Annotated in this window: 13 protein-coding genes; 3 read left to right on the forward strand and 10 right to left on the reverse strand. The window is 57.1% G+C overall.

Features of this window, described 5'->3' with window-relative positions; all coding sequences use genetic code 11:
- Nucleotides 1-43: 43 nt before the first annotated feature.
- The 5 genes from ACP7AJ_RS14025 to ACP7AJ_RS14045 all read right to left on the reverse strand — a co-directional run bounded on the left by ACP7AJ_RS14025 (nt 44) and on the right by ACP7AJ_RS14045 (nt 6,751).
- Nucleotides 44-1,132 carry a hypothetical protein gene (locus ACP7AJ_RS14025; protein ID WP_426060835.1) on the reverse strand — a complete coding sequence of 363 codons (1,089 nt, stop codon included), beginning with the start codon at nt 1,130-1,132 and terminating at the stop codon, nt 44-46.
- A 273-nt stretch (nt 1,133-1,405) separates the two neighbouring features.
- On the reverse strand, nt 1,406-3,571 hold the full coding sequence (locus ACP7AJ_RS14030) for a carboxy terminal-processing peptidase (protein ID WP_426060836.1): 2,166 nt from the start codon (nt 3,569-3,571) through the stop codon (nt 1,406-1,408).
- Between the two features lie 235 nt (nt 3,572-3,806).
- The gene (locus tag ACP7AJ_RS14035; RefSeq protein ID WP_426060938.1) at nt 3,807-4,301 is read right to left on the reverse strand and encodes a hypothetical protein; all 495 of its coding nucleotides are present in this window, start codon (nt 4,299-4,301) and stop codon (nt 3,807-3,809) included.
- Nucleotides 4,302-4,856: 555 nt separating this feature from the next.
- The gene (locus tag ACP7AJ_RS14040) at nt 4,857-5,225 is read right to left on the reverse strand and encodes a hypothetical protein (RefSeq protein ID WP_426060837.1); all 369 of its coding nucleotides are present in this window, start codon (nt 5,223-5,225) and stop codon (nt 4,857-4,859) included.
- A 326-nt stretch (nt 5,226-5,551) separates the two neighbouring features.
- Nucleotides 5,552-6,751, reverse strand: coding sequence for a proline dehydrogenase family protein (locus tag ACP7AJ_RS14045; protein WP_426060838.1), 1,200 nt, complete (start codon nt 6,749-6,751; stop codon nt 5,552-5,554).
- Nucleotides 6,752-6,930: 179 nt separating this feature from the next.
- On the opposite strand from ACP7AJ_RS14045, the gene ACP7AJ_RS14050 reads away from it, so the two are divergent.
- A complete protein-coding gene (locus tag ACP7AJ_RS14050) occupies nt 6,931-8,025 on the forward strand; it encodes a chorismate mutase (protein ID WP_426060839.1) in 1,095 nt (364 codons plus the stop codon).
- Nucleotides 8,026-8,035: 10 nt separating this feature from the next.
- On the opposite strand, the gene ACP7AJ_RS14055 is transcribed toward ACP7AJ_RS14050, so the two are convergent.
- Genes ACP7AJ_RS14055 through ACP7AJ_RS14065 form a run of 3 tightly spaced genes read right to left on the reverse strand, consistent with a single transcriptional unit; the run spans nt 8,036 to nt 9,351 of the window.
- Nucleotides 8,036-8,446 (reverse strand): hypothetical protein, encoded by a 411-nt coding sequence (locus ACP7AJ_RS14055; protein WP_426060840.1) that lies wholly within the window; start codon nt 8,444-8,446, stop codon nt 8,036-8,038.
- A gap of 37 nt (nt 8,447-8,483) precedes the next feature.
- Nucleotides 8,484-8,900, reverse strand: coding sequence for a hypothetical protein (locus tag ACP7AJ_RS14060; protein ID WP_426060841.1), 417 nt, complete (start codon nt 8,898-8,900; stop codon nt 8,484-8,486).
- 22 nt (nt 8,901-8,922) lie between these two features.
- The gene (locus ACP7AJ_RS14065) at nt 8,923-9,351 is read right to left on the reverse strand and encodes a hypothetical protein (RefSeq protein WP_426060842.1); all 429 of its coding nucleotides are present in this window, start codon (nt 9,349-9,351) and stop codon (nt 8,923-8,925) included.
- Between the two features lie 114 nt (nt 9,352-9,465).
- On the opposite strand from ACP7AJ_RS14065, the gene aroB reads away from it, so the two are divergent.
- The gene (gene aroB / locus ACP7AJ_RS14070; protein WP_426060843.1) at nt 9,466-10,506 is read left to right on the forward strand and encodes a 3-dehydroquinate synthase; all 1,041 of its coding nucleotides are present in this window, start codon (nt 9,466-9,468) and stop codon (nt 10,504-10,506) included.
- A gap of 80 nt (nt 10,507-10,586) precedes the next feature.
- Nucleotides 10,587-11,831, forward strand: a complete 1,245-nt coding sequence (locus ACP7AJ_RS14075) for a 3-phosphoshikimate 1-carboxyvinyltransferase (RefSeq protein WP_426060844.1) — start codon at nt 10,587-10,589, stop codon at nt 11,829-11,831.
- Here ACP7AJ_RS14075 and ACP7AJ_RS14080 read toward each other — a convergent pair.
- Nucleotides 11,815-12,615: an ABC transporter substrate-binding protein gene (locus ACP7AJ_RS14080; protein WP_426060845.1), complete on the reverse strand. Its 801-nt coding sequence runs from the start codon at nt 12,613-12,615 to the stop codon at nt 11,815-11,817. The two genes, ACP7AJ_RS14075 and ACP7AJ_RS14080, sit on opposite strands and share 17 nt — an antisense overlap.
- Nucleotides 12,616-12,731: 116 nt before the next feature.
- Entirely contained in the window at nt 12,732-13,802 is a 1,071-nt protein-coding gene (locus ACP7AJ_RS14085) for a M42 family metallopeptidase (protein WP_426060846.1), read from the reverse strand.
- Nucleotides 13,803-13,879 lie beyond the last annotated feature (77 nt).

Raw genomic sequence — 13,879 nt, forward strand, 5'->3', positions numbered from 1 at the left:
AGGGGCCCTAAATAATCCGTCCCAATCCATTGAATCCCTCAGCTTAGGCAGCCATGCGGTACTGCGGAGCATCGGCGGCAATAGCAGGGGCCGTGGGCGGCGTGGGCGCCAGCACCGGCTCAACGCGGGTGTGCAGGCGGTCCTCCACAAAGCCTGCCTGCAAATGCACAGGCAGCTCGGCCACCAGCTGGCGGTAGCGCTCCAAGCTCAGGGCCTTGGCCACGTAGGTCTCGTGCACCCCGTTGAGGTAGCTCACGATGTTGAGCAGCGAGGCATGGAACAGACGGAAGTCGATGTCGGCCTCCACGTAGCGCTCAATCTCGCGGCTGGTCTGCGAAATGCGCAGGCGGCCCAGCAGGTCGAAGATGGTGGTGTAGCCCAGGCGCCAAGTAATCTGCTGCCAATGAGCTGCCGTCCACTTGTCGAGGGGGCGGCCCGTCTTCTGGCTGCGGATGGCCGTATTCGGGTTAGCCTGCACTTGCGCGCGGGTCCACTGTGCCTTCATCTTGCGCGTGGTGCGCAGGAACTGGCCAATTTGAGCTTGGGCATCAATTTCCTTGCTGGCAATGTGCAGCCCGGCCTTGTAGCCCGCCAGTGGCAAGCGGTGAATGCTAAAGTCGCCGTAAGAACCGGCCGCGTAGAATGACACCGGACGCGGGTAGGCATTCTTCACCACCAAGCGGCCCACCTCGCGGCGCACCAACTGGCTGTTGTTGCTACGCACCCCTGTGGTATACAGGAACGCCTGTAGGCCCGATAGAATGGCGTGGTACGCTTGCGGGAACGTCCAGTGCAGGGCGTTACGCAGGAAGTTATCGTCGCCCAACTCGGCCGTAGCACGCAGGGCATACTCCGTACTCCAGCTGGTGTGCAGGAGCTTAGTGAGCGCAGCCACGTCGGCGTCGTTCAGCTCGGCCGTGTGGCTGCGGAAAAAGGGTAAGTTCTGGAGACCGCCGAGCACGTCGTCGTTCTCTTGAATGTGATAGTTAATAGCAAAGAAGTAGTTAAGGAAAACCTGCGCCGGAATAGACTTGCGCCAAGTTTCGTCAGCTAGCTTCTGCTGCTGCTCGTCGCCGCTGGATTCCACCTGCGGGTTGAACGGGATAATGCGGGTTTCCTCTGTAGTCTTCATGATTAGTAAACAGCTCAAGGCATGTTTTTAGTTGCCTAATTACTAACTTTCTTGTCAATTTTTACTAACAATAACTGTATTGTAAATCAACTGTTTATAATGCTAATTGTGAAAAACAACAATCATTCTAATCGGAGTCTATTTACTAATTTAGTTGTCATGCCAAAAAAGTGCCAAAAAAAGTCCCCGCACCTACTGGTGCGGGGACTTTTTGTAACAAGTTCGGCTTGAAAGCTCAATCAGCCAGAAGCTGACTGCAAAGCCTTAAGCAACCTATTTTATCTCATCTTGAATCACTGCCACGGCCTCACCGATTGTAATGTCCTTCTTGAGGGCCTTGGTGTAGCGCGAGGCGCGGTTCACTTTCACGGTGTCGCCGCCCACGGCGCGCACATCGGCGGCCAGGGGAGAGAAAGCGAGACCAGTAGCCGTTTTCTGGGCCGCCTCATAGCGGTCCGAAATGGCCTTGGCCTGCTGCTGCTCTGCGCGGTAGGTACTGAGCTTAAGCGAAACAGTGGTTTCGTCCTTGCGCTTGCGCATGCTTTTCACCATTTCCTCCATCACTTTAAAGCTGGGGTTGTTGGCCACGCGGGCCTTGCTGTTAGCGCGCAGCTTGTCGATGGCCGGCGGGTTGTTCCAGGGGCGGAAGCGAGCCGGCTGAATTTCGTCCCACTTCAAGGGGTAGTCCATCTCCTTTTCGCCTTGGTCGAGGTAGGAATACAGGTCCGGAATTACGATGTCTGACATCACGCCCTTGAATTGGGTCGAGCCGCCGTTTACGCGGTAGAATTTCTGAGTAGTGAGTTTGAGCGAACCGATGGGCTTCACGCTGTTCAACTCAGCCGGCAGCGCTTCGTCGAGGTCGAAGATGCGCTGCACAGTGCCTTTGCCGTAGGTGCTGGTCGAGCCCATCACCACGCCGCGGCGGTAGTCCTGCACAGCAGCAGCCAAAATCTCGGAGGCCGAGGCGCTGTATTTGTTCACCAGCACCACCAGCGGGCCGTTGTACTGCACGCGGGGGTCGTTGTCGGTAAGCACCTGCGTGCGGCCCTGGCCGTCGCGCACCTGCACCATGGGGCCGCTTTCCATAAACAGGCCAGCCATCGACACGGCATCGGTAAGCGAGCCGCCACCGTTGAAGCGTAGGTCGAAAATCACACCCTTTACGCCTTCGGCGTTGAGCTTGGCCAGCTCCTTCTTCACATCATCCGACGAGCTGCGGCCACCGTTGTCGTTGAAGTCGGCATAGAACCCAGGCAGGCGCAGGTAGCCAATTTTCTGGCCCTTATCGGTAATAATAGAAGACTGCGCGTACTTCTCATCGACCACTACCACGTCGCGGATGATGGGAATCACCTTCGTGCTGCCGTCGGGTTTTTTTACCGTGAGGCGTACCTCTGAGCCTTTTTTGCCGCGGATTAGGGTCACAGCCTTGGCCGTACGCCAGCCTTCAATACTGACGGGCTCCGCCATACCCTGTGCAACCCGAATAATGGCATCGCCCTTTTTAAGGTCGCCCTGGCGCGACGAAGCCGAGCCGGGAATGATTTCATCAACGTAAATCAGGCCGTCCTTCTCGCGCAGCGTGGCGCCGATGCCCTCGAAGCGGCCGGTCATTTCGTAATCGAAATCTTCCTTGGCTTTGGGCGCGAAGTACTCGGTGTGGGGGTCGTAGGTGTTGGCAATGGTGTTGGCATAGGTGGCCAGCCGTTCATTAGCGTCGGTCTCGCTCAGGTCGGTAAACTGGTCGTCGTAGTACTTCAGCACGCGCTTGCGAGCCTCGGCCTCCATTTGAGCGGGCGTGCGCACGGGCTCAGCGGCCGTGGGGGCCTCAGGGTTAGCGGCACTAGGGGCAGCGGTGGCCGCGCTGAGCTTGGCCTCTTTAGCTTTTTCCTGCGCCTCTATCATTTCCGACATCCGGCTGAGGGTTTCGTACTTCAGCAGCTTGCGCCACATTTCGCGCTGGGCCACCTTATTGACTGGAAATGGCGCTTTTTCAAAGTCGGTCTGGAATGTTTCCTCCACCGTGAAGTCAAAAGGCTTGGCCAGAATCTCCCGGTAGAGGCTCTGCATTTCCTTAGTGCGTTCCGTAATCAGCTTGGTGCTGAGGTCCAGAAATTCGCTGGAACCCCGTTTTACTTGGTCGTCAATTTCGGTCTGGTAACGGCGGAGCTGGTCCACGTCGGTGGCCAGCAGGAACTGCTTGCGGTAATCGAGGTGCTTCAGATAAAGGTCAAAGACACGCTTGGAGAAGTTATCGTCAATCTTTTCGGGCTGGTAATGGGCCTGGGTAAGGCCCTGTAGCATGGTGCCAATCAGCACCTGGCCTTTGCTCGGCACTGCCGAGTCAGCCCGGCGCATGAGCCGATAGGATGCCAGAACAAACACGGCTGCCACCAAAAAGGCATACAAGCCGACTTTCAAGCGTGGGAAAGACATTAGCAAGAATATAAAACAGGTATAAAAATCAAATGTACGGAGCGCGGCAAGCACTTCAAGGAGCTTAATCCTTACGTTAAAAACGCCCCAGGGGGTGAAATAAGTGCCCGAATATGTGAGCCGTTGCTACTCTCGTTATACAGACCAGTTTGGGGAGGGAGAAGTTGCAATAAAAAAGCCTTCCCCGAATGAGGAAGGCTTTTTTCAGTTATAAGGCCGAAGCCTGGGAACAAGACTAGTACTTGTAAATTTTGTCGCCGTTGTGGCGACGGAACTCCTCTTCGAAGTAGCGAGCATCTTCTTCGTTGCGGGGCTTCACGCCCATCACGATGCCGCCTTCTTTGATGCCTTTTTCGTACTCGGCAGCGTGCTCCTCAGGGATGCCCGAGCCTACCAAGGCGCCTACAAGGCCACCCGTGAGGCCACCAGCACCGGCACCAGCCAAAGCGGCGGCCAGCGGGCCAGCGATAACAAGGCCCAAGCCGGGCAGCGCAACCGAAGTGCCAATGGCTGCGATGGCGCCAATTATAGCACCAGCCGTGCCGCCAATGGCCGAACCTACACCAGCACCTTCCATGGCTTTATCGCCAAGCTCAGTGTGGGCGCTATCGTCACCAAAGTGGGTTTTGCGGGTATCATCCGACATGAGTACGTTCACGTCGTCTTTAGAGTAGCCACGCGAAGAGAGCGACTGGTAAGCGCGTTCAGCGCTGTCACGGTCGCGGAACATACCGCTCATGTTCGTGCCACGGCTCGAGTCATAAGGCTGGCCGGTGGCGGCGTGGGCAGCATGGTCGGCGGTATTTTGGATGCCATCAATGCCGCGGCCTACTACTGCACCGGGGGTGCCAGCCATAGCAGCACCTTTAGAAGTTGCGCTGAAGTCGTCGCCTTCAACCGAGTTTACAGGATTGTTGCCGAGCGAAGCGCCGGAATTCGTAGATGTACCCAAGCCGCTGTCGTTGCCGGTGCCAGCGTTGTAGCTGGTGCCTTCGTTACTAGAGCCGACGCTGTTGCCCAGACCGGTGCCTGTGGCACGGGTGCCGAAGTTTGCGCCTGCGCCAGTACCGGTATTCTGCGGGTTGTTTGGATCGTTGGTATTCATGGTGAAAGAAGTGGTAAAGTGGAAAGGATAGCCAACCTAGCGGTTAGTTGAGTTCCTTAACGGGACCACCGCAGTAGAGGTTACATCCTATTTGTTTTCCAGCTTTTCACTCCGCACCCGAAACATTAGCTAAAAGCTATAATTTGAGCCTATGGCACTCTGAAGGTCAGAGGAGCCGGATTAAGCAAAGTTCTGAAAATTGGCTTCGTCGCGCCAGAACTCCCGGCATTCGCTAATGAGGTCTTTCAGAAACTCTTCGTTTTGCTTAAGGGAGCGCCACTCGCCCATGCCCATCTTCTCGCACAGCTTATAAAAGTTATCACCTTGGCCTTTGGAACCTTGCACTTTGACGAGGCAGCTGAGGGGCGGACGGCCCTCTTCGTACTCACTCATGGAGATTTCAGCCAGCATCTCGTTTAGACGAGACTTTTCGTGTGAAATTTCCAGATTTAGCCCCAGTTCAGCTTCCTGCACCAAGGTGAGGTAGCTTACTGTTCCGGATTGTTGACGGGAATAGCGAATTAAATAAGTGCGTATGCGACCAATCATAGCGGGGCATCAAATGAACGAAAACCGTTTTGGGGGCTGAAAAGTAGTGAAATTAAACGGGAAGGCACCGTTAGAAGGCGCTGCACCGACCGGATAATTCATTCCCTCTTGGTAGATGCCGTGCCAGAATCGTTCCTAAATCGAAAAGGGCGGCGGCTAGGGCTTGTTTGTTGATTAATTAGCCTTTAAAAGAGGATGTCAAATCCTTGGTAATTGACAAAGAAATTATCATAAACCAAGAGAAGGATAATGCCTTGCTGACCGCAAGCATTATCCTTTTTTGAATACTTGGTTAACTTTTTGTCTATACCCGAAGCAAGTTCGAATTACCGACCTTGGCGGCGCCGGATTTCTTTCTGAATGAGCAGAAACTCACGGCTGCTCTGGCCGGCAATGGCGGTATTTTCGTCGGCTCGGCGCAGGAGGTAGGGCATCACAGCGGCTACAGGCCCGTAGGGGAGGTACTTGGCGGTGTTGTAGCCGGCATTGGCGAGGTTGTAGGTGAGGTTATCGCTCATGCCGTAAAGCTGGGCAAACCATACCCGGGGGTCGTTGGGGGCCAGGCCGGCTTGCTGCATGAGCTGGGTGAGCAGCAGCGAACTGGCTTCGTTGTGCGTTCCGGCGCAAATGCTGATGCGGTCGATGTGGTCGATGCAGTAGTGCAGCGACTCGTCGTACAGTGCATCGGTGGCGTTCTTGGTGGGGTTGATGGGGTTTTCGTGGCCGCGCTGCTTGGCTACCCGGGCCTCTTTCTCCATGTAAGCACCGCGCACGAGCTTGGCTCCTATAAAGTAGCCAGCTTCCACGGCGGTGTCGTGGGCGGCTTTGAGCGCGTCGAGTCGGTCGTGGCGGTAGAGTTGGTAGGTATTCCAGACGATGGCCGTTTCGCGGTTGTACTTGGCCATCATCTCGTAGGTCAGCAGGTCGATGGTGTGCTGAAACCAGCTTTCCTCGGCATCGACAAACAGGCGCACGCCGTGCTGGTGGGCCCGGGCACATAGAGCATCGACGCGGGCCACGGCGCGGGCGTGCGAGGCTTCTTCCTCGGCGGTGAGGAGCTTGCCGGCCTGGATTTTCTCGAGAATGGCCACGTTGGCCACGCCCGTGACTTTGAATACCGAAAAGGGTATGTGCCTGGAGCGGTGGGCCTCGTCGATGGTGGCCAGGATTTCGTCGCGGGTGTGGTCGTAGCTGCGGTCGCTGCCTTCGCCTTCCACCGAATAGTCGAGGATGGTGCCGATGTTGTATTTGCCCAGCTCTTCGGTAACGGAGCGGCATTCGGCAATGGTTTCGCCGCCGCAGAACTGCTCGAAGATGGAGTGCTTGATGAGGAACTTGGTGCCGGGCAGGCCCCACTTCAGGGCCGATTTCATCAGACCGCTGCCGGTTTTCACCAGCGTTCCGTTGTTCATGGCCGCAAACAAGGCGTAGACTTTACGAAGTTGGGCGTCGGACTTGGAAGCAAAAGCCACGCGGGTGTCTTCGAAGGAAATGGGCGGGGCCTGAGTGGGGGAAGCGGGCGACATAAGAAACAGCTGGTGGGTGGGAATGGGGCGAAACCAATAAGGCGGGCGAAGGTAACCGGTAAACAACGTTTCGAGGAAACGAGTTACGTTTGCTGCGCTTTTCGGCACGAGCCAGGAACGCGCCCTCATTTGTTGCCTATCAAAAAATGCTCCCAGTTACTGATACGTTCTTTACCAGAATGTTGGCCACGAAAGGTCAGCCCCTTCTCATTGCGGGCCCGTGCTCAGCCGAAACCGAGGAGCAGGTAATGGCTACGGCCCACGGCCTGAAGGCCCTGGGAAAAATCGATTTGTTTCGGGCGGGTATCTGGAAGCCCCGCACCCGGCCGGGGTCTTTTGAAGGCATGGGAGCCGCTGCGCTGCCTTGGCTGCAGCGTGTGAAGGCCGAAACCGGCATTCCCACCACCGTTGAGGTGGCCACTCCGCGCCACGTAGAACAGGCCCTGCGCCACGGCATCGACGTGCTTTGGATTGGGGCGCGGACGACGGTGAACCCGTTTGCGGTGCAGGAACTGGCCGATGCCCTGGCCGGTACCGGCGTGCCCGTGATGGTGAAGAACCCCGTGAACCCCGACGTTGCCCTCTGGGCCGGAGCGCTGGAGCGTATGGAGCGGGCCGGCATTACCGACTTGGCGGCCATCCACCGCGGGTTCAGCACGTTTGCGCCCAGCCGCTACCGCAACGCGCCCACCTGGATTCTGCCCATCGAGCTGAAAACCCGCTTTCCGCACATTCCGCTTATCTGCGACCCCAGCCACATTGGCGGCCGCCGCGACCTGCTGCTACCCATCGCCCAAAAAGCTCTGGACCTGGACTACGATGGCCTCATCATCGAATCGCACCCCGACCCCGACCACGCCCTAAGCGACGCCGAACAGCAGGTGACGCCCGTGCGCCTGGGCGAAATTCTCGATGCGCTGCAGTACCGTCGCAAGGCTTCCGAGAGCTCGGAAGAATTCTTGAACCACGCCGAGGAGCTACGCCAGAAAATGGACGTGGCCGACCGCGAAATAGTGGAGGCCCTGGCCCGCCGCATGGCGTTGGTAGAAGAGCTGGCCGAATACAAAAAGGAAAACAACGTAAAGATTCTCCAGCTCGACCGCTGGCAGGAGATTTTCAAAACACGCCAGGAATGGGCTTCTCGGCTGCACATTAACGAGAAATTTGTGGGCGAACTCTACAAGTTGATTCACATCGAGAGCATTCGCAAGCAAACCGAAGTGCTCAATGGCCGCCCCGTGGATGGGCCTACACATTTGGGGCCCGGCTTGTAGGCCGAGCGTTTTAGGGCACGCGTTGGTAGGTGTCAACCGGAGAGTCGGAGATACAACGGTTGCGGTAGTCCAGCACTAGCTTTTGATTATTGAGCGCGAAGGGAACATTTCTTAGCGACTGATTAACAACGTCAGTGAAGGCTAGTACCGGAATCAGGGCGGTGGTGCCACACGCTGCCGCCGTAGCCTGCGCATAGGTTCCCTGCCTAACAATCAGGCCATCCCTCACAAACGTGAAGCTGGTGGCTGTAAAGGCGACCGTCTCATCGTACACTTGCCCGGCAGGGCAATAGCATTCCTCGCGGCTGGTAAGTTTCCAGGTGCCGACCAGCCCAGTGGCAAGGTCTGCGTCCTTTTTGCAGCTTATCAGCCCAAGGGTCACTACTGCAAGCAATAGGAAGTGGGTAAGAAGTCGTTTCATGGGAACTCTGGTGGCTGGAACCTGGGGAAACAGCAGATTATTGCTTCGTACTCGTGCGCTTGTAGGTTTCTCGCGGGGCATCGCAGGCAATGCCGTAGTCCAGCACCAGCGTATTGCCAGCTACCGTCACAACCACATCTGTCGGCGGATTATTGAGAGTGGCGTAAGTCAGGCGAGCCACGGGTATAAGGGTTGAGCCCCCGCAGGTTTTGCCTTCAGTAAAGGCGTAAGTGCCGCTCGCTGATAGCTGACCTTCCTTGTAAAAGGAAAATTCGCTGTTGGTAAATGTCGCCGTCTCGTTGGGTACCGGGGCCGGCACGCAGAAGCACTCCCGGTTGGTGAGTTTCCAGGTGCCTGCCAAGCCGGATAAAGAGTCCGATTCTTTTTCGCAGCCGGTGAGCATGCTGCCCGACGCCAACAGGCTAAGCAGATAGGGACGGAGGGAGCGTGGCATGATTAGAAACGAAAAAATGGAATTAGCGGCGCGTATAGTAGTAGCCGAGGCCATTGGCATAATCTTCCACGATGACCAGCTCAGTCGGGCTGATTCGCTCGATAAACTCTTTTTCCTGCCCGCTCCGGCGGCCGTAAGCCAGGAAGGTTTGGGGGCAGCGATTAACGTAGGAATTCGCTTGAAACAGAGAGTACGTTGATGAGGCCGTGGCTACTCCATTGCGTATGAACGTGGCCTTGTTGCTGGTGAAGACAAGCTCATGCTTTTCGGCAGGCGCGGCGGGCTGGAGGCCGCCCGTTGGCCCGCCGTCAGTTTGGGTGAGCTCCCAATGCCCGACCAGCAGCTCTGCTTTGGCAGCTTCGGGTGAAACCGGCGCTTTGGAACAGGCCCCTAAATAAAGCCCCGCAACGAGTAGAAAAAGGTGGCGTGCCCGAGGGTATGAGCGTGGCATGACGGCAGAGCTTGAAGTACAAATACAGCTTTTATAGTCGCATGACCTGCCACACCGCTAGAAGGTTGCTCGGGAAAATAGCCACCCGCAAAAATTTCTGCTGACTTTTGTGCCATGGATAGTTCTGTTTTAATCGGGCCCGAAGCCCTGCCGGCGCTCGCCGAGCTGCTGTATCGCCCGGCCGTGACCCGCGTGTTTGTGCTGGCCGATAGTAACACTTCCCGCCTGTGTTTGCCCCTGCTGGAGAAACACCTGCCCGCGGATTATTGCCTCATTCAGATTCCGGCCGGCGAAGAATATAAAACACTGGAAAGCAGTGCCATCGTATGGGCTACGCTCACCGAGGAGCGCGCCGACCGCCACGCCGTGCTGGTGAATATTGGCGGGGGCGTGGTTACCGACCTGGGCGGCTTTGCGGCGGCGCTATACAAGCGCGGCATTCGCTTTGTGCAGGTGCCCACCACACTGCTGGCACAGGTAGATGCCAGTGTGGGTGGCAAAACCGGCGTCGATTTTCAGGGCTACAAAAACCAGCTGGGCGTGTTTCAGGCGCCGGCTGCTGTGTTTATCGAGCCGCAGTTTCTGCAAACGCTCGACCCGCGGCAGCTAAAGTCGGGCTATGCCGAAGTGCTCAAGCATTGGCTAATTGCCGATGCCGACGCCTTCAATCAGCATCGGCGCCTGGGCTGGCTCACCGACGACTGGACCAGCATCATCCGCGAGTCGGTGGCGCTCAAGCAGCGCATCGTGGCCCAGGACCCTCTGGAAAGCGGCCCGCGCAAGCTGCTTAACTTCGGCCATACCGTGGGCCACGCGCTGGAAAGCCACCTGCTGACCCAGCCCGGCCGCGAAGCCCTGCACGGCGAGGCCGTAGCCGCGGGCTTGGTCTGCGAAAGCTGGCTGTCGGTGCAGCGCGGCCTGCTGAGCGCCGACGAGTTAGACAAAATCGAAACGTTCGTGTTCTCGGTATTCGACAAACTGACGTTTGTGAGTCTGGAGACCGCAGCCATTGCCGAGCTAGCGCTGCAGGACAAGAAAAATTCGGGCAGCACCATCAATTGCACCTTGCTCAACGGCATTGGCAACGGTGTATTTGACCAGCCCGTGACCGTAGACGAAATTGCCGAATCATTGCGGTACTACCACCGGTTGTAGCGCGCTTTCAGTTGCGCCCGTCAGTAAATTTCACCGCTAATTCACTAAGGCGTCAGCTCAAGTAGGCGCTATACTTCTTTATGCACTTATCCTGGCTTGGTGGCCCGCTCCGCGGCACCGCCCAACTTCCAGCTTCCAAAAGCGAAGCCAACCGCGCCCTTATTCTGCAGGCCCTGGCCGGTGGCGGCACGCTAGGCAACCTCTCCGACGCCCACGATACCCAGCTCATGCGTCGCCTGCTGGCCGCTGCGCCCGGCACCGACGCACTCGATGCCGAGGATGCCGGCACCGTCATGCGCTTCCTCACAGCTTACCTCAGCGTTACGAACTGGCGCGGCCAACTCACGGGCACCGCCCGGATGCAGGAGCGCCCCATTGCCGTACTGGTCGATGCGCTGCGCCAAGCCGGTGCGAGCATCAGTTACCTCAACCACGAGGGCTATCCGCCGCTGGAACTGGCTGGTTTTGCCGCTGCCCCCGACGTGGCCGAACCCACGACGCTAGCCGTGCGCGGCGATATTAGCAGCCAGTATATCTCGGCGCTGCTGATGGTGGGCCCGCGGCTACCGGGTGGGCTGCGCTTGCAGCTCACCGGCCACGTTGGCTCGCGCCCCTACATCAACATGACGGTGGCGCTCATGCAGCTGTTCGGGGCTGATTATACGGCCGAAGCCGACACCTACGTGGTGCGCCCCAGCGCTTATCGACCCACTGACTACACGGTGGAATCTGACTGGTCGGCGGCCAGCTACTGGTACTCGCTGGTAGCCTTGGCGCCTGCCGGCTCTGAAATTACGTTGCCGTGGTTGCGAGAGCAGTCGTTGCAGGGCGACCAGGCCATTGTGGGCATGATGACCCATTTTGGCGTGGAAACCACGTTTTTGCCAGATGGCATTCACCTCAGGCAGCAGTTGGTTGGCGAAGCATCAAAGTCATTGGCCTTTGACTTTACTGACTGCCCGGACTTGGCGCAAACCGTTGCCGTGGTAGCTGCCGCTCGGGGCCTGCCCGTGGAAATGACCGGTCTGGAAAGCCTGCGCATTAAGGAAACTGACCGCATTGCGGCGCTGCAAACGGAGCTGGCCAAGTTTGGCGGCGACCTGCGCGACCTGGGCGAGGGACGCTTCCGGGCTGAGTCAAGCGGATTCATAGTCAACAACCAATCGGTTGCTACCTACCATGACCACCGCATGGCCATGGCTTTCGCCCCGCTGGCGATGCTGGGGGACCTCACCATTGAGTCGCCCGGGGTAGTGAAAAAATCTTATCCTCAGTTTTGGAAAGAGCTGGCCAATAGCGGTTTTCTGATTAGCGAAGCTGTGTGAAATAAGCAGCCGACTCCCGTAGTCGGCTGCCATACCAGCTGAATAGTTCGCCGTCGACCACTTCAATCCTCGCGCTGGGGCAGAGCTGCTGAAATTCAGCAATGTGTTTCTCTCCAAACGGGTACGGCTCGGATGATAGAAAAATGCGCTGGGGGCCAGCAGCGGCCACTTGCTCGGCGCTTACTTCCGGGTAGCGCGTCAGGCCGGCGAAGACATTGCTGAAGCCGGCGCGGTGCAGCAGGTCATTGATAAATGTGCCGGTGGCGGCTACCATGTAGGGCTTCCTCCAGATAAAGTAGGCCACGGGTACTGTTGCTTCAGGAGAGGCTAGCATCGAAAAACAGGCTTCAATTTCCGCCGCTAGTGCCACCGCCTTGTCTTTAGCCCCAACAATGAAGCCAACCCTCCGAATCATGTCGAGGGCTTCTGGCAGCGTGCTAATGTCGCTCAACCACACGGGGTACTGAGTTGCCAGTTCCTCAATGCCGGCTTGATAATTCTCCTCTTTGTTACCGATAATTAGGTCCGGTTTTAACGCCGCTATTTTCTCGAAATCAAAGTTCTTGGTGCCCCCAATGACTGTAGCTCCTTTCCGGGCTTCGGCAGGATGAATGCAAAACTTGGTTAACCCAACCACTTTGTCACCTAGCCCTAAATCAAACAACAGCTCAGTTTGCGAGGGCACCAAGGACACAATACGCTGCGGGGGAAAAGGCACCGCCACGCGCCGCCCCATTTGGTCGGTTACGGTAAGCGGCAGGACCGAAATCGGAGGCAAGTCCATGGAGAGTTATCACAGGTTGGTCTTATAACACTAAAGGCCCCTCTCACCTCCGGGTTAAGTAGTCCGGTGTAAGAAGGGCCTGATAGTAATCAGACCAGTAAGTTTCGAAAGGAACCCTAGTTAAAATAGCGGAAGTCGTGTCCGTCTTCTATGCGGAGCAACGTTTCGTAAATCAGGCGAATTACGTTGTCTACGTCGTCGCGGTGCACGGTTTCTACAGTGGTGTGCATGTACTTCAGCGGCAGCGAAATCAGGGCCGAGGCCACGCCCGCGCCGGAATAGGCGAAGGCATCGGTGTCGGTGCCGGTAGCCCGGGTCGCGGAGGCGCGCTGGAACGGTATGTCGCGCATCTTGGCCGTGTCGATGATGAGCTCGCGCAGGTTGTTTTGCACAGCCGGGCCGTAGGTGACCACCGGACCTTTGCCGCAGGCAATGTCGCCGGAAGTCTTTTTCTCATACATCGGCGCCTGGCTGTCATGCGTCACGTCCGTCACGATGGCCACGTCGGGCTTGATGCGTTCGGCCACCATTTCGGCTCCTCGCAGGCCGACTTCCTCCTGCACGGCATTTGCGATATACAAGCCAAAGGGCAGTTTTTGGTCGTTCTCTTTCAGCATGCGGGCTACTTCGGCAATCATGAAGCCGCCCATGCGGTTGTCAAGCGCCCGGCCTACGTATAACTTCTCGTTCATCACCGAAAACTCGTCTTCGAACGTGACGACGGAGCCAACGTGGATGCCAAGCTCTTCTACCTCGTCTCGGTTGCTGGCGCCGCAGTCCAGAAACACGGTTTCAATGGTGGGCGCTTTGTCCTGGTCAGGCTTGCGCACGTGGATGGCCGGCCAGCCAAACACGGCCTTCACAATGCCTTTCTCGCCGAAAATATTAACGCGTTTGCTGGGTGCTACCAAGGGGTCGGAGCCGCCGTTCTTGCGCACGTAGATGTAGCCTTCCTTGGTGATATAATTCACGAAGTAAGAAATCTCATCGGCGTGGGCTTCGATGACGACCTTGTATTTCGCATCTGGATTAATCACGCCTACTACAGTGCCGTAAGTATCCACGAAATACTCGTCGATATATGGCTTGATGTATTCCAGCCACAGCTTTTGGCCTTCTTTCTCAAAGCCGGTAGGGGAGGGGTTGTTGAGGTAGGTCTGGAGGAATTCGAAGGACTCGGGACGCATAGTAACTGTCATTCTGAGCGCAGCGAAGAATCATAATCACGTCTGCGCTGCGGGAAATAGTAAGTTGAACGAAGGCA

Source organism: Hymenobacter sp. B1770, from assembly GCF_049896385.1.
Classification (GTDB): domain Bacteria; phylum Bacteroidota; class Bacteroidia; order Cytophagales; family Hymenobacteraceae; genus Hymenobacter.

Bases quoted from the DNA above. Each gene is read 5' to 3' on its own strand.
- ACP7AJ_RS14025 (WP_426060835.1), bottom strand. From the start codon at position 1,132: ATGAAGACTACAGAGGAAACCCGCATTATCCCGTTCAACCCGCAGGTG.
- ACP7AJ_RS14030 (WP_426060836.1), bottom strand. From the start codon at position 3,571: ATGTCTTTCCCACGCTTGAAAGTCGGCTTGTATGCCTTTTTGGTGGCA.
- ACP7AJ_RS14035 (WP_426060938.1), bottom strand. From the start codon at position 4,301: ATGTTCCGCGACCGTGACAGCGCTGAACGCGCTTACCAGTCGCTCTCT.
- ACP7AJ_RS14040 (WP_426060837.1), bottom strand. From the start codon at position 5,225: ATGATTGGTCGCATACGCACTTATTTAATTCGCTATTCCCGTCAACAA.
- ACP7AJ_RS14045 (WP_426060838.1), bottom strand. From the start codon at position 6,751: ATGTCGCCCGCTTCCCCCACTCAGGCCCCGCCCATTTCCTTCGAAGAC.
- ACP7AJ_RS14050 (WP_426060839.1), top strand. From the start codon at position 6,931: ATGTTGGCCACGAAAGGTCAGCCCCTTCTCATTGCGGGCCCGTGCTCA.
- ACP7AJ_RS14055 (WP_426060840.1), bottom strand. From the start codon at position 8,446: ATGAAACGACTTCTTACCCACTTCCTATTGCTTGCAGTAGTGACCCTT.
- ACP7AJ_RS14060 (WP_426060841.1), bottom strand. From the start codon at position 8,900: ATGCCACGCTCCCTCCGTCCCTATCTGCTTAGCCTGTTGGCGTCGGGC.
- ACP7AJ_RS14065 (WP_426060842.1), bottom strand. From the start codon at position 9,351: ATGCCACGCTCATACCCTCGGGCACGCCACCTTTTTCTACTCGTTGCG.
- aroB (WP_426060843.1), top strand. From the start codon at position 9,466: ATGGATAGTTCTGTTTTAATCGGGCCCGAAGCCCTGCCGGCGCTCGCC.
- ACP7AJ_RS14075 (WP_426060844.1), top strand. From the start codon at position 10,587: ATGCACTTATCCTGGCTTGGTGGCCCGCTCCGCGGCACCGCCCAACTT.
- ACP7AJ_RS14080 (WP_426060845.1), bottom strand. From the start codon at position 12,615: ATGGACTTGCCTCCGATTTCGGTCCTGCCGCTTACCGTAACCGACCAA.
- ACP7AJ_RS14085 (WP_426060846.1), bottom strand. From the start codon at position 13,802: ATGCGTCCCGAGTCCTTCGAATTCCTCCAGACCTACCTCAACAACCCC.